Source organism: Phreatobacter sp. (genome assembly GCF_030691135.1).
Lineage (GTDB): Bacteria > Pseudomonadota > Alphaproteobacteria > Rhizobiales > Phreatobacteraceae > Phreatobacter.
Genome location: NZ_JAUYFA010000052.1, coordinates 93,315 through 110,964, shown reverse-complemented (window position 1 = coordinate 110,964; position 17,650 = coordinate 93,315). Strand labels below are relative to the sequence as shown.

14 protein-coding genes are annotated in these 17,650 nt (G+C 68.8%); 4 read left to right on the top strand and 10 right to left on the bottom strand.

Annotation, left to right across the window (positions count from 1 at the left end):
* Positions 1–147: 147 nt before the first annotated feature.
* Positions 148–864, top strand: a complete 717-nt coding sequence (locus Q8O26_RS09005) for an NUDIX domain-containing protein (protein WP_305575168.1) — start codon at positions 148–150, stop codon at positions 862–864.
* Here Q8O26_RS09005 and Q8O26_RS09000 read toward each other — a convergent pair.
* The 4 genes from Q8O26_RS09000 to Q8O26_RS08985 all read right to left on the bottom strand — a co-directional run bounded on the left by Q8O26_RS09000 (position 825) and on the right by Q8O26_RS08985 (position 4,465).
* A complete protein-coding gene (locus Q8O26_RS09000) occupies positions 825–2,249 on the bottom strand; it encodes a bifunctional serine/threonine-protein kinase/universal stress protein (protein ID WP_305575167.1) in 1,425 nt (474 codons plus the stop codon). The two genes, Q8O26_RS09005 and Q8O26_RS09000, sit on opposite strands and share 40 nt — an antisense overlap.
* Before the next feature lie 6 nt (positions 2,250–2,255).
* Entirely contained in the window at positions 2,256–2,996 is a 741-nt protein-coding gene (locus tag Q8O26_RS08995; RefSeq protein ID WP_305575166.1) for a metallophosphoesterase, read from the bottom strand.
* Positions 2,997–3,074: 78 nt separating this feature from the next.
* On the bottom strand, positions 3,075–3,422 hold the full coding sequence (locus Q8O26_RS08990) for a hypothetical protein (RefSeq protein ID WP_305575165.1): 348 nt from the start codon (positions 3,420–3,422) through the stop codon (positions 3,075–3,077).
* 92 nt (positions 3,423–3,514) lie between these two features.
* On the bottom strand, positions 3,515–4,465 hold the full coding sequence (locus Q8O26_RS08985; protein WP_305575164.1) for a ring-cleaving dioxygenase: 951 nt from the start codon (positions 4,463–4,465) through the stop codon (positions 3,515–3,517).
* A gap of 246 nt (positions 4,466–4,711) precedes the next feature.
* Between Q8O26_RS08985 and Q8O26_RS08980 the strand changes: the two genes are divergently transcribed.
* Positions 4,712–5,842 carry a 5-methyltetrahydropteroyltriglutamate--homocysteine S-methyltransferase gene (locus tag Q8O26_RS08980; RefSeq protein WP_305575163.1) on the top strand — a complete coding sequence of 377 codons (1,131 nt, stop codon included), beginning with the start codon at positions 4,712–4,714 and terminating at the stop codon, positions 5,840–5,842.
* Positions 5,843–6,047: 205 nt separating this feature from the next.
* On the opposite strand, the gene Q8O26_RS08975 is transcribed toward Q8O26_RS08980, so the two are convergent.
* The 5 genes from Q8O26_RS08975 to Q8O26_RS08955 all read right to left on the bottom strand — a co-directional run bounded on the left by Q8O26_RS08975 (position 6,048) and on the right by Q8O26_RS08955 (position 12,728).
* Entirely contained in the window at positions 6,048–7,499 is a 1,452-nt protein-coding gene (locus tag Q8O26_RS08975; RefSeq protein WP_305575162.1) for an amidohydrolase family protein, read from the bottom strand.
* Positions 7,500–7,590: 91 nt separating this feature from the next.
* Complete coding sequence (locus tag Q8O26_RS08970; RefSeq protein WP_305575161.1) at positions 7,591–9,186, bottom strand: ABC transporter substrate-binding protein; 1,596 nt, start codon at positions 9,184–9,186, stop codon at positions 7,591–7,593.
* 70 nt (positions 9,187–9,256) lie between these two features.
* On the bottom strand, positions 9,257–10,147 hold the full coding sequence (locus Q8O26_RS08965; RefSeq protein ID WP_305575160.1) for an ABC transporter permease: 891 nt from the start codon (positions 10,145–10,147) through the stop codon (positions 9,257–9,259).
* Positions 10,144–11,085 (bottom strand): ABC transporter permease, encoded by a 942-nt coding sequence (locus tag Q8O26_RS08960; protein WP_305575159.1) that lies wholly within the window; start codon positions 11,083–11,085, stop codon positions 10,144–10,146. Before Q8O26_RS08960 ends, Q8O26_RS08965 begins: the two co-directional genes overlap by 4 nt.
* Before the next feature lie 5 nt (positions 11,086–11,090).
* Positions 11,091–12,728 carry an amidohydrolase gene (locus Q8O26_RS08955; RefSeq protein ID WP_305575158.1) on the bottom strand — a complete coding sequence of 546 codons (1,638 nt, stop codon included), beginning with the start codon at positions 12,726–12,728 and terminating at the stop codon, positions 11,091–11,093.
* Positions 12,729–13,019: 291 nt separating this feature from the next.
* Here Q8O26_RS08955 and Q8O26_RS08950 point away from each other — a divergent pair, with 291 nt between their 5' ends.
* Positions 13,020–14,261: a serine hydrolase gene (locus Q8O26_RS08950; RefSeq protein ID WP_305575157.1), complete on the top strand. Its 1,242-nt coding sequence runs from the start codon at positions 13,020–13,022 to the stop codon at positions 14,259–14,261.
* A 149-nt stretch (positions 14,262–14,410) separates the two neighbouring features.
* On the top strand, positions 14,411–16,639 hold the full coding sequence (locus Q8O26_RS08945) for a serine protease (protein ID WP_305575156.1): 2,229 nt from the start codon (positions 14,411–14,413) through the stop codon (positions 16,637–16,639).
* 62 nt (positions 16,640–16,701) lie between these two features.
* Here the strand turns inward: Q8O26_RS08945 and Q8O26_RS08940 are convergent, their stop codons facing one another.
* The gene (locus Q8O26_RS08940; RefSeq protein ID WP_305575155.1) at positions 16,702–17,646 is read right to left on the bottom strand and encodes a phosphatase PAP2 family protein; all 945 of its coding nucleotides are present in this window, start codon (positions 17,644–17,646) and stop codon (positions 16,702–16,704) included.
* Between the last annotated feature and the right edge of the window lie 4 nt (positions 17,647–17,650).

Genomic DNA, 17,650 nt, shown 5'->3' with positions numbered 1-17,650 from the left:
CCAGGGTGGACCATAGGTGACCGTCGTGCCATTTGCCAAGCTGCAAGTCCGCCAGCCTTGAGGTCGGTCAAGGGCCGTGCTTTCAGCAGCACGGATCTCTAGACCGATGGACCTCCGGGCCGAAGGACATCGCGCGAGGACAACGCCTTGACGCCATACCGGTTCCGCCACATCCGCCACATTCGTGCCACGGTCGAGGATCGCGCCTGGGACTATGCCCAGACGCATTCCGCGGCGATCGAAGCGGCCTGGCTGGCGGCATCGGCGGCCAATCCCGCCCTGTTCGACGGGCAGGTCCTCGTCATCGCCGAGCGCAAGGTGGCGGGCGATGTCTTCGAGGCCCGCTACCGGCAAGTCCGCTATGCGCAGTTCCTCCACTACATGCGGCACGCAGAGCCGGACGGAGTGAGCCGCAACGGCTTCGCCGTCGCCGGGCTGACCAGTGCCGACGGTGCGCTGGTGATGGGGATCATGGGCGGGCACACGGTCAATGCCGGCAAGATCTACTTCCCCGGGGGTACGCCCGACCCCTCCGACATCGTCGACGGACAGGTCGACCTCGACGGCAGCGTGGTGCGCGAGCTCGCGGAGGAGACCGGGCTGACGGCGGAGGAACTGGCCTTCGACCAGGGGTTCTGGCTGCACGAGGACGAGAAGCGCTCCGCCTTCATCAAGGTCGTGCGCACGCGCCTCACCGCGGAGGACCTGCGCGGCGCCATTCTGGAGCGCCTGGCGCGACAGGCCGAGCCGGAACTCGCCGGTATCCATATCGTGCGAACCCACGACGACCTCAGGCCCGACCTGATGCCGCCCTTCCAGCTCGCCTATGCGGAATGGTGGCTCGCCGGCGGCGCGGCGCTCTGAGCGGCGCGGACGACGGTGACGGTGCAGGGCGCCTCGGCCGTCACCTGCGCCGAGACGCTGCCGAGATAGCGACGCGTGCCGGACTGGCCGCGGGCGCCCATGATGATCTGGTCGACGTGGTTCTCGCGGGCATGGGCGACGATCGCCTCCGCCGGGTCGGTGCTCTCCAGCACGTGGAAGCTGATGGCCTCGGCAGGCAGGCCGAGGGGCACCGCCCAGGCACGCAGCTGGATCAGACGAGCGACGTGGAGAGCCCGGCCCTCCCCGTCGGTGGTATCGTCGATGCCGAGCCGCTTCAGCTTCAGCACGTTGACGCAGGCGAGCCGGGCACGGGGGATGAGGGTCAGCATGCGCCCCGTCATCCCACGGACCGCATCGGCGATCGCGCAGTAGTCGGCGGAGAGGTCGACGGCGACGAGGACGATGGGTGCCTTGGCCTCGTCGTCGAGCGCCGGCGGCAGCGGACGCTCGGCACCGGCAGCCCTGAACCAGCGCCCGAGCCGCTCAATGCGGCCGTCGCGCTTCATTCGCGAGGCGGCGGCGGTGATCCGCACCTCGGCGGGATGGGCGAGGTCGAAGGCGAGCTGCGCCATGGTGGGATAGCGGCCGGCGGGGTCGACGGCGAGGCAGCGCAGGATGATCTCCTGCAGCCAGGCCGGGCAGTCCGGGCGCAGGGCGCGCGGCGGCCAGGGATCCCACCACAGGCGCTTGCGCAGGCGGCGCGATCCGCGGGGGTCGCCGAAGGGCTGGCGGCCCGTGGTCATCTCGTAGAGGACGCAGCCAAGGGCGAAGACGTCCGAGCGGGGATCGTCGCGCGCCCGAAGCACCTGCTCAGGGGCCATGTAGGGCGCGGTGCCGATGGGCAGGCGGAACTCTTCGGCGAGGAGGTCGGGCAGGCGGCGATGACGGGCGAGGCCGAAATCGACCATGACGGCGGTTCCGTGGTCGCGGAACAGCACGTTGGCGGGCTTCACGTCGAGATGCAGGACGCCCTGGCGGTGTAGGTCGCAGAGGGCCCGCGCCACCGCAAGGCCGAGCCGGACGACCTCCGCCGCCGCGAACGGCGCCCCGGTCATGCGCTCGTAGAGCGAGCCGCCGGTGATCCGCTCCATGACAATGTGGGGCTGGTGGGCGAAGTCGCCCGCGGCGACAAAACGCGGCACGTGCGGGCCGGAGAGCCGGGGCAGGATCATCTGCTCCATCTCGAAGCCGACGATCATGGTGGGGTCGTCACCGTCGAGGATGAGCGGGATCTTCATGACGACGGGGAGATCGTCACCCTCGCGGGTCACCTCCCAGATCTGCGCCATGCCGCCGAGCTTCAGCGGCGCGACCAGGGTGAAACCGTCGAGGACAAGGCCCTTTTCGATGCGCGGCGGCCGCATGCCTCGTTACCTCCCGAGGGCGAGGCGGCTCGCCAACCGATCCGGCAGCCCCGCGGCGCGGATCTTCGCGGCGGCGGCGGGATGGTCATAGGGAACACGATGGGGCTCCAGCACGCCTTGGCCGAGATCAAGCACGGCATAGGCGGCAGCCGCGATGCCGTCGCGCGGCTGGCCGACGGAGCCGACCACCACATGCCAGCGGCGATGGGCGGCGAGCGGCACGGGGGACCCGGCGACCGGCGTGAAGGCAATGCAGGTGCGGTTCGGCTGCAGGGAGAACAGCGCCGGCACATGGGTGTGGCCGCAGACGATGAGCCGGGCGTCGGTGGCGCCGAAGCTCAGCTCCGCGTCCCGCGGCGTCATGACATAGGGCCACTGGCCGGGATGGCGGGCGCCCGCATGGACGAGCAGCAGATCACCCTCGCGGGTGGAGAGCGGCAGGCCTGCGAGGAACCGGCGGTGCGCCTCGCCGAGGACGCCCCGCGTCCAGACCATCGCCGCCAGAGCGTCGGCATTCATGTCGGCATCGTCGCGCGCAACCGCCTCGTCGTGGTTGCCCTGGAGGACCAGGGCGCCCGATGCGGCGAGGTCCATGACGATCTCGGTGCAGGCGACGGGGTCAGCGCCGTAGCCGACGACGTCGCCGAGTACGGCGATGCGCCCGACCTGCTGGCGCGCCACGTGGGCGAGCGTCGCCTCGAGCGCCTCGCGATTGGCGTGGATATCGGCGATGAGCGCGATGCGCATGGGCGCCTCCCGGATCGTGCGATCCGCGGGCTCATCCTTCAACCGAGGCGCGGCGGCCGCAAGGCCGCCTTTCGGCGATCAGCCGGGATAGCCGTAGCGCCGCTTGACGGCGGTGAGAGCGCCGCGCGCCTCGCCGTCACGGCCGGCGGAACAGGCGCCCTCGGGGCCCCGGAGGTCGGCGATGACCCTGCCATGGACCTCGCGCGTGACATGGCCGGTCGCCAGATCATTGTCCATCACGGCGCGGAAGCGGGCGATCTCGCCGGAGCAGCCGGCGCCTTCGGGAAGCCGGAAATCCGGCCGCGTCACATAGGACGGGGCCGAAGCCGCCACCGGCTGCGGGGCCGGCACCTCGGTCGTCGTCGTCGTCTGGCAGGCGACGAGGCCGCAGGCGGCGAGGGCGGAAAGCAGGCTCAGGCGGATCATGGAAGGCCCCGACAGTCACGAATCGACGCTGTGACTTTAGGCACCGGCGCCGCCCGGTCACAAGCGGCGCACGGTCGCTGCCGGCTCGGCCACTAGCCCAGCGGCTTCAGCCCGCGCTCGATGGCCGCGCGCTTCGGCTCGAGGAAGGGCGGCAGGGCGAGGCTCTCGCCGATGGTGGCGAGCGGCTCGTCGACATCGAAGCCGGGGCCGTCTGTGGCGATCTCGAAAAGGATGCCGTTCGGCTCGCGGAAATAGAGGCTGCGGAAATAGTAGCGGTCGACGGCACCGGAGCTGGGGATGCGCATCCCGTTCAGCCGCGCGATCCAGCCGGCATATTCGGTCTCGTCGGGGGTGCGGAAGGCGACATGATGGACGGAGCCCGCCCCCTGGCGCGCCTGCGGCAGATGCGGCTCGACGGCGACATGGTACTCGGCGGCCGGCCCGCCCTCGCCCATCGCATAGACATGGACGGGGGAGGCGCTGGGCAGGGTGTAGTCGCGGACCTTGCGCATGCCGAGCACGTGGGTGAGGACGAGATCGGTGGTCTCCAGCACGGGAACGCTGGCGGTGATCGGGCCGAGGCCGCGGATCTGATGTCCGGCCGGCACCGGGCTCTGGTCCCAGGGATGGGCGTCGCCGGCGCCGCCATCGTCGATCAGGGCGAGGCGCTGGCCCTCCGGGTCCTCGAAGTCGAGGGTCAGGCGGCCATCGCGCATCACCGGCGCATCATGCTTGACGCCCATTTCGGCGAAGCGGGTGGCCCACCAGCGGATTGTCGCCTCGCCTGAGACGCGCAGCGCCGAGCGGATGATGGCATTGGTGCCGCGCCGCTCCGGGGCCACGGGCCATTCGAAGAAGGTGATGTCCGAGCCGGGGCTGGCAATGCCGTCGCCGTAGAAGAGGTGGTAGGCGGAGGTGTCGTCCTGGTTCACCGTGCGCTTGACGAGGCGCATGCCGAGAACACGGGTGAAGAAGGCGTGATTGCCCGGCGCATTGGCCGAGACGGCGGTCAGGTGGTGGATACCGGTGAGAGCGGGGGTCATGGCTCGTCCTCGCGTGATGCGGCGGGGGCCGCTTGTCGTTGATGCCTAGATCGGCCGGAAGTCGCCGCCGGGCAAGAGGCCCGGGCTGGCCGTGCCGCAAGCCGGGCTTGCACCGATGCCCGCGCCGAGGCTCCGCCGACGCAGGCGCTGCATGGCCGGGCGGCGGATTCCGTCTTATTCTCGCTGTCCAGAAGACCGCCGCCGGCCGCAAGGGACCGGGCCAGGGGTCCGCCAGGGGGAATACCGATGAGCATCACGACCACGCCCGCCTCCGTTCTTCCCGGCAAGGCCGGACCCTTCCGCGCCGACCAGGTCGGCTCGCTGCTGCGGTCCCAGCCGCTGAAGGAGGCGCGCGCCGCCCATGCGGCCGGCAAGCTGGACGCGCTCGGCCTTCGCACGGTGGAGGATGCCGAGATCAAGACGCTGATCGCCCGGCAGGAGGCGATCGGCCTGCAGGCGATCACCGACGGCGAGTATCGCCGCTCCTGGTGGCACTATGATTTCCTCTGGCAGCTCGACGGCGTCACCCGGGTGGAGCTCGACCAGGGCATCCAGTTCGCCGGGGTGCAGACCAAGGCCGAAGCGCCAAGGGTGACGGGCAGGATCGGCTTCTCGACCCATCCCTTCATCGAGCACTTCAAGTTCCTGAAGGCGAACACGACGCGCACGGCGAAGATGACCATCCCCTCGCCGTCGATGCTGCATTACCGGGGCGGGCGGAAGCTCATCAATATGGGCCTCTATCCCGACATGGCCGATTATTACGAGGATCTCGGCCAGGCCTATCGCCAGGCCGTCCACGCCTTCCACGACGCCGGCTGTCGCTACCTGCAGCTCGACGATGTCTCCTTCGCCTATCTCTGCGACCCCGAACAGAAGCAGATGCTGGCCGAGCGGGGCGACGACCCCGAGGCGCAGGGTGCCATCTATGCGGCGATGGTGACGGCGGCCATCGGCGGCCGGCCGAAGGACCTCGCCATCACCATGCATCTGTGCCGCGGCAATTTCCGCTCCACCTTCGTCGCCTCCGGCGGCTACGAGCCGATCGCCGAGCTCCTTTTCAACACCATGCCGGTGGACGCCTATTTCATGGAATGGGACACCGAGCGGGCCGGCGGCTTCGAGCCGCTGCGCTTCCTGCCGAGGGGCAAGGCGGTGGTGCTCGGCCTCGTCACCTCGAAGACCGGCGTGCTGGAATCCAAGGACGACATCAAGCGCAGGATCGACGAGGCGGCGAGATTCGTTCCGCTGGAGCAGCTGTGCCTGTCGCCGCAATGCGGCTTCGCCTCGACCGAGGAGGGCAATACGCTGGCCGAGGACGAGCAGTGGCGGAAGCTGGAAATGATCGTCGCGGTGGCGCGCGAGGTCTGGGGCTAAGGGCGGGGGCGGGCCCGGGGGTCTGGAAGGCCCCACCCGCACCCTCCCCTCGCTCACGCGAGGAGAGGGGGACTTCGACGTCGCGGGTCATCTTGCCGGGAGGAGCCTGGCGCGACCGTCGCGACAAGGAGAGACGTGGTAGTCCCCCTCCCCGCGCAGCGGGGAGGGTCAGGGTGGGGCGTTCCGACCCCGGCCCGATCGGACCTCACCCCTTCGCCGGCGGGAACATCAGCGGCGAGATCTTCATGTGGTCGCGCTTCGCCCAGTCGAGCGCCTTGACGCCGGCCTCGGCGCGGCGCTGGGCGGCCTCCAGCTTCTCGGAGGCGGCGTCGAGGTCCATGGTCAGCACCTTGCCGCCGTCGACCACCTTCTGGCCGTCGACGAAGACGGTGCGGATGGCGCGCTCGGCTGCCGAATAGATCATCGAGCGGACGGGATCGCGCAGCGGCCGCATGGAGGCGTGGGTGACATCGACCAGCACGATGTCGGCCTTGGCGCCGACCGAAAGGCGGCCGATATCCTTGCGGCCCAGCGCCTTGGCGCCGCCGAGGGTCGCGGCATTGAAGACGTCGGTGGAGCGGACGTCATAGACGTCCTCGCCGACGACGCGGGACATGATCGCGACGTGGCGCATCTCCTCGATCATGTTGTGCGGATAGGTGTCGGTGCCGATGGCCATGTTGACGCCGCGGCGGACATATTCGCCGAAGGTCTGCAGGGCGATGCCGCGGCGCTGGAACACGGTCGGGCAATGGGCGACCGTGGTGCCGCTATCCACCAGATCCTGAAGATCGTCACGGCGCGGCCATTGGGCCGAGGTGTGGTGGTCCATGAAGATGCCGTGGCCGATCAGCGAGCGGTCGGAGAGGACACCCAGCGAGCCGAGCCATTCGACCGGCGTCATGCCGTGGCGGCGGGTGATCTCGTGGAACTCGACCACTGACTGCGCCGCGTGGATCTGGAAGGGCAGCTTGCGCTTCTTGGCCTCGGCGAAGCTCGCCTTGATGAGACCGGGGGTGCAGGTGTCGATCTGGCTCGGCGAGACCATGCCTGACATGCGGCCCGAGGGGTGCTTGGCCGCCGTCTCGAGCACCTTCATCGCCGCTTCCATGGCGGGGACGCCCTCGTCCTTGGCCCATTCATATTCGACCACATGGCCGTTCCTGGTGAACCAGCGGGCCGAGCGGTACATGGGCGAGAGGACGCCGCGCAGGCCGGAGGCGGCGAAGGTGTCGAGCCAGCCGTCCCAGGCGACCGACATGTCGACCAGGGTGGTGACGCCGGAGAGCAGCAGCTCGGAATAGGCGACCGTGGCGGAGGCGGGGATCGCCTCCATGTCCGGGGCACCGCCGGAATCGGCGCGGAACAGCGGCATGAATTCATAGAGCGCCGACTGGTAGAGCCTCGGCGAGCCGAGTTCGTCGTTCCAGCCCTTGGCCATCGGCTCGGAGGCCGGATGGGAATGGACGTTGACGAGGCCCGGCATGACCAGCATGCCCGCACCGTCGATGGTCGTCGCGGCCTTGCCGGAAAAGCCCGGGCCGACATGGATGATCCTGTCGTCCTCGAAGGCGACGTCGGCCCCCTGCATATAGGTGTGCTTGCGGCCGTCGAAGGCGACGACCCAGGCGGCGTTCTTGATCAGGGTAACGGGCATCGGGCGTTCTCTCGGGGCGTGTCGGGTTCTTCTGGACGGCGCAAGACGAACGGCCGGGCGCACGGGGCGCCCGGCCGGAGAGGTCGTCACATCAGCGTGTGAAGCGCAGGTCGAGGCCCTTGTAGAAGCCGCAGCCGTAGATGTTGTGGGCCTTGAAGGGAGCGAGGCGCGAGGTCGCCGCCACCTTCATCGGTTCGTGGTAGAGCGGAATCCAGACAGCCGCGTCATGCACCTGCTGGAGCACCTGGCCGTAAGCCGCCGCACGATCGGCGTCGGAGACGGCGGTCATGCCGGTCTGCAGCAGACGGTCGGTGTCGGAGTCCTTCCAGTTCATCCGGTTCGGCGTTGGCGCATTGGTCGAACGGAAGTAGAGGTTCAGCGCGTCGCCGGCGGTGATGTAGGGGAAGGACATGCCGAACATGTCGAACTCCTGCGTGGCGAGCTTGCCCCAGGCCACCGTCGCATCGAAGAGCTGGATGCGCAGGTCGACGCCGATCTTGCGAAGGTCGCCCTGCACCGTCTCCATCAGCTTCTGCCAGGTCGAGCCGGTGAAGCCATAGGCGAGCGGCGACAGACGGACGCCGTTCTTCGAGCGGAAGCCGTCGGCGCCGCGAACCCAGCCGGCCTCGTCGAGGATGCGGTTGGCCTCGGCGACATTGGTGCGGATCAGGCGCGAGTCGACGGCCTTGTTCCAGTCGGTCGCCGTCTGGTGGATGTAGGAATAGGCCGGCTCCGTCTCACCGAAATTGATGTCGCGGGAGATGGCCTCCTGGTCGACGGCCATGACCATGGCGCGCCGGACGGCGGGATCGTCGACGCCGGCCTTGTCGACCTTGAAGCCGATGAAATAGGTCCAGAACGCCGCCGGATTGTCGACGATGCGCAGGTTCCGGTTGGCGCGGATCTGCGCCATGCCCGAATAGGGCACGTACTGGGTCGCCTGGCTCTGGCCGGTCAGCACCGCCGCGAGGCGGGTGTTCTCTTCCGGCACGATGCGCCAGACAATCTCCTGGATATGGGCCGGGCCGCGGTTCTCGTAGATCGGCGGGCCCCAGCGATAGGCATCATGGCGGCGCAGGCGCATGTCGTTGCGCGGACGCCATTCGCCCCAGCAATAGGGGCCGGTGCCGTTGAAGCCGCGCACGCCGAAATCAGCGCCGAGGGCGTCCACATTGGCCTTGTCGATGACGACGGCGAAGCTCTGGGTGAGCTGGTAGAGGAGCTCGGAGAAGGGCGCGGTCAGGCGGTACTCGACTGTCGTCGCGTCCTTGGCGATGATGTCCTCGACCGGGCCGGCACGCCAGCGCACCGGCGAGCGGGTGGCCGGGTCGATCCAGCGCTTCAGCGAATAGACCACGTCGTCGGCGGTCATCGCCTTGCCGTCGCAGAACTTCACGTCGGAGCGCAGCTTGAAGGTGTAGACCTTGCCGTCGGGCGACACGGTCCAGCTCTCGGCGAGGCCCGGCTTGATCGAGGTCATGTCGTGGTCGAGCGACACCAGCGTGTCGGCGAGCATGAACAGCACCTCGGAGGCGGCGCGCGCCGTCGAGCGATGCGGGTCGTAGCGGTCGGAATCGACCTCGCGGACGATGGTCAGCGTGTTCTGCGCCTGAGCCAGGGCCGGAGTGGCCATGGCGAGGCCCCCGGCAATGGCGGTGGCCAGCATTGCAAGTCGTTTCATACTCATGTCCCAACTCCTCTGAAGACGTGGGTTCTGTTCCGGCCCCTGTTGATCCGGGCCCTTGGCTGTCGACGGCTCAGGTGTGTCTGAGCCGCGGGTCGAGCATGTCGCGCAGCGCGTCGCCGAGAAGGTTGGCGCAGAGCACCAGCAAGACGATGACGAGGCTCGGCATCACCGCGATATGCGGGGCGAGGAAGAGCTCGTTGCGCCCGGCCGAGGCCATGGTGCCGAGTTCGGCGACCGGCGGCTGGGCGCCGAGGCCGAGGAAGGACAGGGCCGATCCCAGCAGGATCACCTGGCCGAAGCGCAGCGTCATGTAGACGAAGACCGACGAGATGCAGTTGAGCGCGAGATAGCGGACCAGCAGCGTGCGGTCGTCGAGGCCGATCGACCGCCCGGCCTCGATGAAGTCCTGGCCCATGACCACCAGCGCCGAGGCGCGGGTGACGCGCACCACCGTGGGGATCGTGGCCACCGCGAGCGAGATGACGACCGCCGTCATGCCGGGGCCGACGACGGCCGCGAAGGACAGGCCGAGAAGGATCGCCGGGAACGACAGGAGGATGTCCGACAGGTGCATGATCAGGCCGTCGAGCCGCCGGTAGAAGGCGGCGAAGAGGCCGAGGAGCAGGCCGATCGATCCACCGATCGCGGTCGCGACGACGCCCATCATCAAGGTGGCGCGCAGCCCGTAGAGCAGGCGCGAGAGCATGCAGCGCCCGAGCCCGTCAGTTCCCATCAGGAACTCCCAGCGCCCGCGCGTCTCCCAGACCGGCGGGAGCATGCGCAACCGCGTGTTGGTCAGATAGGGATCGTTGGGGGCGAGCCAGGGCGCCAGCAGGGCGGCGAGGATGAGGAGGACGAGGAGCACGGCCGCGGTGATCGCCAGCTTGTCGCGGAACAGGCGGCGCAGGTTGCCGTAGCGGCGGGGGGCCACGACGGGCTCGTTTGCGGTCACGGCGGTCATCGCTTGCCCACCCGGGGATCGAGGAAGCCGTAGAGAACGTCGACGAAGAGATTGATCACGATGAAGGAGACCGCGAGGATCAGGATGGAGCCCTGGGCGAGAGGCAGGTCGCGCGCCAGGATGGCGCCGACGGCGAGACGGCCGACGCCCGGCCAGGAGAAGATGGTCTCGGTGACGACGGCGCCGCCGAGGAGATAGCCGGCCTGCAGGCCGATGAGGGTGACGACCGGGATCAGCGCGTTGCGCAGCACATGGCGGATGATCACCGTGTGTTCGGCGAGGCCCTTGGCCCTGGCGGTGCGGACATAGTCGGCATTCATCACCTCGAGGGCGGCGGTGCGCGTCATGCGCGCCACGGGGCCGATGAAGATGAGGCCGAGGGTCAGCGAGGGGAGCGCCGCATGGGCGAGGCCGTCGAGCGTCCAGAGCGGACCGGCACGCCCGAGGAAGGGCAGCAGTTCCCAATGATAGCCGACATACATGATCAGCATCAGGCCGATGAAGAAGACCGGCATCGAGACGCCGAAGACCGCGATGGCGATGATGATGCGGTCGAGGGCGCGGCCGCGGTTGACGGCGGCGATCGTGCCAAGGGCGATGCCGATCGGAACGGAGAAGATGAGCGAGCCCAGCATCAGCTCGAAGGTCGGGCCGATGGCCTCGCCGAGTTCCTGGATCACGGGCGTGTTGTTGATCATCGAGTAGCCGAGATCGCCCTGCGCCACCCGGCTGATATAGATGAAGAACTGGATCACGCGTGACCGGTCGAGGCCGAGATCCTTGCGGATCTGCTCGATGACCTCCGGCGTGGCCTGCGGGCCGGCGATGACCTGGGCGACGTCGCCGGGCACGAGTTGCAGCAGCATGAAGCCGAGCAGCAGGACGCCGAACAGGACCGGGATGGACAGCGCGGCACGGTGCAGAAGGTGAACGCCCATGCTGGTCAGCCCTTCCACTCGCCGGTCGCGTCATGGACGCAGGCGCCGCCGAGAATGGTGAGGTCGCAGCGCGTATCCGACAGGATCACCTCTGGCGAGGCGGTGAGCAAGTCGCGCGAGAAGACTGCGACATCGGCGACCATGCCGGGCTTCAGCGTGCCGCGATGGTCTTCGCACTTGTTCACGTAGGCGCCGAAGGCGGTGTAGGCCTGGATGGCGCGCTCGATGGAGATCGCCTCGCCGGCACCGATCACCGAGCCCTTGTGCGTCTTGCGCGTCAGCATGGTGAAAAGGTTCGGCCAGACATTGGCATCGCAGACCGGCGCGTCGGTCGAAGCGGCCGGCTGGAAGCCCATGTCGATCCAGGTCTTCATGGGATAGCTGGTCTCCGGGCGGGCGTCCGGCATGACCTGCCGATAGAGCTCGCCGAAATCGTAGATGAAGACCGGCTGCGGCACCGGCTCGATGCCGGCGGCCCGCATGCGCTTCATCTGGTCCATGGTGTTGAAGCCGCAATGTTCGATGCGGTGGCGGCGGTCGGCGTCGGGATATTTCGCCAGCGCCTTCTCCATGGCGACGAGGGTCTGCTCGATGGCGCCGTCGCCGATGGCGTGGACGGCGAGCTGGTAGCCCTTGGCATGGACCGCCAGGGTCGCCTCCTCCATCTCCTTGTCGGTGAGGCAATAGATGCCGTGGGTCTCCTCGTCGCCGGCATAGGGCGCGGTCATGGCCGCCGTCTTGCCGCCGGCGGAGCCGTCGGTGAAGATCTTCACCGGGCCGATGCGAAGCATGTCGTCGCCCGAGCCGGTGACGAGCCCTTCCTCGTAGCAGCGATCGAGAATGCCGCCGGGACTATCGAGCAGGCACTGGGTGACGCGGATCGGCTGGCGGCCGGTCCGCACGGCATTGCGGTAGGAGACGATCTCCCGGTAGCCGGAGCGCATGCCGACGGCGGCATCCATGGTCGAGGTGATGCCGAATGTGTTCATGTATTTCGCGCCGCGCTCGATGGCGGCGACATGGTCATCGTCGGTATAGGCCGGCAGCACGGCCTGCACCGGCTGGCGGCCGTTCTCGGCCATCAGGCCGGTGAGCGAACCGTTGGTCTGCTCGATGGCGCCGCCGGCGGGGACAGGGCTCGCCGTGGTGACCCCGGCGATCTTCAGCGCCAGGGTGTTGGCGACGGCGAGATGGCCGCAGGTGCGCACCAGATAGACCGGATGGTCCGGCGCCGCCTGGTCGAGCTCGGTCCGATGCGGGTGGCGACGGATGTCGAGCTTGGAATCGTCATAGCCGCGGGCGAGGATCCACTCGCCGGGTTTCTTGGTCGCTGCCGCCGCGCGGATGAGGCCGAGCAGCGCGTCGAGGGTGTCGGCCTTCTGAGGCCGCGCGTCGACCTCGGCCATGGAAAGGCCCATCGGCAGGAGGTGGGCGTGCGCCTCGAACAGGCCCGGGGTGGCGAGACGGCCGCGCAGCTCGACGACCCTGGTCGCCGGGCCGATCAGGGGCTCCATGTCGGCGGAGGAGCCCACCGCCAGGACCTTGCCCGACCACAGCGCGATGGCCTCGACGACCGGCTCGCCATAGGCCACGAAAACACGGCCGCCACGCAAAACGACATCCGCCCTGGGCAGGATCGGCATCTAAACAACCCTCGCATACAATCTGCCCAGCATTGTGGCATGCCTGTTTTTGCATCGGCAAGCCACAGCGGTGCCGGGCACCTCTCCATTGCGCGGGCTGGATTTGTCGCCCACCGCCGTTATGGTCGGTGACTTTCATTTCGCCCGCACCGCAGAATGAACAGCAATCTTCTCCGGCTTCAATATGTTTTGGCACGAACGTATCGCAGGCCGGGACGGAATGAGGCCCGGTCCACCGTTCGCCGACAGGCGACCCCATCGCATCGCCACCTTTCCCGCAGGAGCCCTTCCATGACCGACGCCCGGACAGAAACGCTCGATGCCGCCGCGAGCGACCCGGTCGCGATCGGCTGGATGACGGGTTTCCCACCCCCGGCCGACAAGGCCATCACCTATGCCGACGGCTCCTTCCGCGCCTTCCCGCAGTCACGCTGGTCGTGGAGCCATGTGCGCCAGATCGTGCCGACGGTGAATGTCTGGCGCGGCGAAGGCTCAGCCTCCCCCCTGCCCCGCGCCGAGACCGACCTCGGCCCCGTGGCGGTCACCACCATGGACGGGCGGACCATCAGCTTCGCCGCGGCCCTGGCCGAGACCTATGCCGACGGCATCGTCGTCCTGCACCGAGGCAAGCTCGTCTACGAGCGCTATTTCGGCGCCCTCAAGCCGCACATCCCGCATATCGGCATGTCGGTGACGAAGTCGTTCACAGGAACGCTCGCCGGCATCCTCGTCGCCGACGGGCTGATTGATCCGGCGGCGCCGGTCACCCACTACGTGCCCGAACTCGCCGCCGGCGGTTTCGGCGACGCGACGGTGGGCGAGGTCATGGATATGACCACCGGGCTCGCCTATTCGGAGATCTATACCGATCCCAGTTCGGACATCTTCGCGCTCCGCCGCGCCAACGGCATGGCGCCGCCGCTGCCCGGCACGCCGCAGCTCCCGCTGCTCGACTATCTCACCACCATCGGCAAGCAGGGCGAGCATGGCCGGGTCTTCGCCTACAAGACGGTCAACACCGACGTCCTCGCCTGGATCCTGCGGCGGGCCAGCGGCCAGTCGCTGAGCGAATTGCTGTCGACCCGCATCTGGCAGCCGATGGGCGCGGAGGAGGATGCCTACTACCACGTCGACCGGCTCGGCATCGAAAGCGGCGGCGGCGGCCTCAACACGACGACGCGCGATCTCGCCCGGTTCGGCGAGGTGATGCGCAACCGTGGCGCCTTCAACGGCCGGCAGATCTTCCCGGAAGGCGTCGCCGACGCCATCGCCCGCGGCGGCGATCCCGACAAATTCGCGCCGGCCGGCTATGCCACCCTGCCCGGCTGGTCCTACAGGAGCCAGTGGTGGGTAAGCCACAACGCCCACGGGGCCTATATGGCGCGCGGCGTGTTCGGGCAGGCGCTCTATATCGACCCGAAGGCGGAGATGGTGATCGCCCGCTACGCCTCGCATCCCGTCGCCGGGAACGTCGCCAACGACCCCGTGTCGCTGCCCGCCTATATGGCGGTGGCCCGTCATCTCATGGGCTGACGGCGGCGAAACGTTTCAGCGGTATTGCTGCGCGGGCAGGCTGCCACGACAAAGCCCCGCCCGCGCGAAGTCTTGCGGAAACCGCCCCTCGCTATAGGCTGCCCATGGCCTGTCCCCGGGGCGGGCCGCGAGACAAGGGAATGCCTTCGATGTCGCTGTTCATCCGCCACCCGGCGCCGCTGGCGCTCGCCGCCGCCTGCCTGATGTTCCTGCCGGCCACCGATGCGGAAGCGCAGCGGCGGCGGTCGCAGGCCGCCGAAGCCACCGAGGTGACGGTCCAGAACCGCGCCAATGCGACGCTGCAATATCTCTATGTGACACCGGTGGGCGAGGTATCGTGGGGCGATGACCGGCTCGGCAGCGACACGGTCGCGCGCAACCGGAGCCATTCCTTCACTGTCGAGGCCGGCCAGTGCCGCCACGACCTGCGTGCGGTCTACGAGGGCGGCCGCGAGGAGACGCGATTCGGGCTCGACCTGTGCAACCGTCCGGAGGTCGCCCTCAACGGTCGCACCCAGACCTCCAATACCGACCTGCAGCGCCAGGGTCCGGTGGCGCTCTATGTCGTACGCAATCGCTCGGGCAACACCCTCCAGGTGCTCAAGCTCGTGGCGCCGAACGGCGAGGAGAGCGAGGACGTGCTCGGTGCCGCGGTGATCGAGAACGGCCAGACCTTCACCGGGCGGCTGCGCCGCTCGGCCGGCTGCACCTATGACGTCGTCGCAACCTTCGACGGCGCCGGCGAGCGCCGGGTCGCGGGGCGCAACCTGTGCACCTCTCGCGAGGTCGTCTTCGCGGCCGAGGCCGACGCCCCGGCTGGGCAGGCCCGCCGCGGCCAGGGCGGGGATCGTGAGCGGACGGCGCCAACCACCGGTGAGCCGCTGTCTTTCGTCGTCCAGAACCGCGGCGCGGTTCCGATCCAGTATCTCTATATCCGCCCGCGCGGCACCAGTGCCTGGGGCGAGGACCGCCTCGGCAGCGACACGATCGCGGCGCGCGGCTCGTTCCAGGTCAGCATGCCCCGCCGGGGCTGCGAATATGACGTGAGGGTGCGCTTCGACAATGATCGCGAGGAGGTCCGCAACGCGGTCAACCTGTGCGAGACCACCGAATTCGTCGTCAACGGCCCGGCCGTCGTCGCCGGCCGCGGCGACCGCAAGCAGCGTCCGACGGAGCGTGCGGCGCAGCCCGCCATCTCGCAGATCGTCGTCGTCAACGAGGGCGACCGGCCGATCGAATCGCTGTTCATCTCCTCGTCCAAGGTGTCCTCCTGGGGCGACGACATGCTGAACCCGGAGGTGCGCATCCAGCCGGGCGCCCGCTTCTCGGCGCGGGTGGAACGTGACGACCAGTGCAATTACGACCTGCGGATCGTCTACCAGGGCGGCCGCGAGGAGCGGCGGATGCGGCAGAACCTCTGCCAGCGCCAGGAGATCGCCTTCGGCGGCGCCAATGCCTTCCGCATCGACGGCGGCGGCCCGGACAACGGCCGGCGGATCGTCTTCACCAACAACGGCCGGGGCGATGTCCGGGAGGTCTATCTGACCCCCGTCTCGGACACGCATTGGGGCGATGATCGCCTCGGGTCGGAACTGATGCCGCGCCGCTTCCGGCTCGAGCTCCGGTTGCCGACCGAGGCCGGCTGCCGCTGGGACCTCAAGGTGGTCTATGAAGGCGGCCAGTCGGTGGAGAAGCGCGACCAGGACCTGTGCGCCGCACCGGAGATGCCGATCGGCCGCGCCGGCCGCCCTGGCCAGGTCGCTTCCACCGGAACCGGCTTCTACATCAACGATACCGGCCACGTCCTGACAAACCATCACGTCATCGACGGTTGCGCCACGGTGGCGATCGCCCGGCCCGGCGGGCAGCGCGTGCCGCTGCGCCTGATCGGCGCCGACGAGGGCGCCGACCTCGCCGTGCTGGTGCAGGCGAACACCACCTCCGCCCCGCTGCGGCTGCGCAACGGCGCCGGCGTCAATGTCCGCGGCGGCGAGAAGGTCGTGCTGGTCGGCTATCCCGCCCGCTCGCAGCTCGGCGGCGTCAATGTCACCGAGGGCATCGTGTCGGGCCTGCGCGGCGCGCTCGGCGACCAGAGCCGGTTCCAGTACACGGCGCCGACCCAGCCGGGCAATTCCGGCGGCCCGGTGCTGGATGCCTCCGGCCTCGTCGTCGGCGTGGTCGTCTCGCAGATCGACAAGATCTCGGGCGAGCGAACCGCCCAGAACATCAATTTCGGCATCAAGCTGGATCTGGTGCGCAGCTTCCTCGCCGCCAACAACGTCACGGCGACGGAGGCAGAGGCGGGCGCGACGCTGCCGACGAGCGACATCCTGCAGAACGCCGACCAGTCGGTGGTGCCGCTCGACTGCCTGGAATAGGACGCCCGCTCGCGCGGTGCGGTGACGACGACGGCCCGGGTCAATCCCGGGCCGTTGGTGTTTCAAGGCCCTCGCGGAGGCGGGGCGTTCTCCGCCGGCGCCCGCGGCGGCCAGGGCCAGGGCAGGCCGAGAAGGCGCGCCGCGATGAGCACCGCGGCGAAGGCGACGAAGGCGCCGGCGATCCCGTCGACGATCCAGTGGTGGTCGAGATAGACGCTGCCGATGAACATGGCCGTCGCATAGAAGATGTGGAGCGGCCAGGTGCGCCAGGTCGCGCGCCCCATCGCGGCAAAGAGCGCGATCAGCGGGAAGGCGACATGCATGGACGGCACGGCACCGAAGGCATTGGCGGCGCGGGCATAGAACTGCTGGAAATAGCTCATGCCGAACAGCTCGTCGACACGCAGCAGGCCCGCCGCATTGGCGGCGGCCCTGACGTCGACCGCGCAGCCGTTCAGCCGGACGTACCAGGGCGGCGCCGCAGGAACGATGAGCCACATGGCGAAGCCGATGACATGGGCGATGGCGAAGGCCCAGAGGAAGAGCCCCATGCGCTCCCGGTCCTTGACGAAGAGGTAGAGCGCATAGACCGGCACGACATAGAGGAAGGCGGCGTAGGGAATGGCGAAGAAAACGTCCCAGAAGGGGGCCGTATGCTGCTGCAGCCAGTCGCCCGGGGTCTTGTCAGGCGCAACCGCGAAGAGCCTGAGTTCGAGGGCCCGGAGGTCGCAGGCATGGACCCGCTCGGGCGTGACGAAGATCGGCACCACGAAACGGATCGCATCGGAGGCGATCGCCACCAGCACAGCTGGATAGAGCGCGGCGGTGATGCGCTGGGTCGTCCGGTTGAACAGACCGAGGCTGAGAACGAGCCCTCCGATGAGGATATGCTCGGGGCGCAGTTGCCCCGCCGGGATCATCGCGAGGGCATAGAGCGCGGGCGCGAGCGGGGCGAGCCACCAGCGGCCCCACAGGCCCGTCAGGTGGGTCCAGGCTTTGTCGATCATGGCG

Bases quoted from the DNA above. Each gene is read 5' to 3' on its own strand.
- Q8O26_RS08960 (WP_305575159.1), bottom strand. From the start codon at position 11,085: ATGGGCGTTCACCTTCTGCACCGTGCCGCGCTGTCCATCCCGGTCCTG.
- Q8O26_RS08950 (WP_305575157.1), top strand. From the start codon at position 13,020: ATGACCGACGCCCGGACAGAAACGCTCGATGCCGCCGCGAGCGACCCG.
- Q8O26_RS08945 (WP_305575156.1), top strand. From the start codon at position 14,411: ATGTCGCTGTTCATCCGCCACCCGGCGCCGCTGGCGCTCGCCGCCGCC.
- Q8O26_RS08985 (WP_305575164.1), bottom strand. From the start codon at position 4,465: ATGACCCCCGCTCTCACCGGTATCCACCACCTGACCGCCGTCTCGGCC.
- Q8O26_RS08940 (WP_305575155.1), bottom strand. From the start codon at position 17,646: ATGATCGACAAAGCCTGGACCCACCTGACGGGCCTGTGGGGCCGCTGG.
- Q8O26_RS08995 (WP_305575166.1), bottom strand. From the start codon at position 2,996: ATGCGCATCGCGCTCATCGCCGATATCCACGCCAATCGCGAGGCGCTC.
- Q8O26_RS09000 (WP_305575167.1), bottom strand. From the start codon at position 2,249: ATGCGGCCGCCGCGCATCGAAAAGGGCCTTGTCCTCGACGGTTTCACC.
- Q8O26_RS08975 (WP_305575162.1), bottom strand. From the start codon at position 7,499: ATGCCCGTTACCCTGATCAAGAACGCCGCCTGGGTCGTCGCCTTCGAC.
- Q8O26_RS08970 (WP_305575161.1), bottom strand. From the start codon at position 9,186: ATGAGTATGAAACGACTTGCAATGCTGGCCACCGCCATTGCCGGGGGC.
- Q8O26_RS08955 (WP_305575158.1), bottom strand. From the start codon at position 12,728: ATGCCGATCCTGCCCAGGGCGGATGTCGTTTTGCGTGGCGGCCGTGTT.
- Q8O26_RS08990 (WP_305575165.1), bottom strand. From the start codon at position 3,422: ATGATCCGCCTGAGCCTGCTTTCCGCCCTCGCCGCCTGCGGCCTCGTC.
- Q8O26_RS08980 (WP_305575163.1), top strand. From the start codon at position 4,712: ATGAGCATCACGACCACGCCCGCCTCCGTTCTTCCCGGCAAGGCCGGA.
- Q8O26_RS08965 (WP_305575160.1), bottom strand. From the start codon at position 10,147: ATGACCGCCGTGACCGCAAACGAGCCCGTCGTGGCCCCCCGCCGCTAC.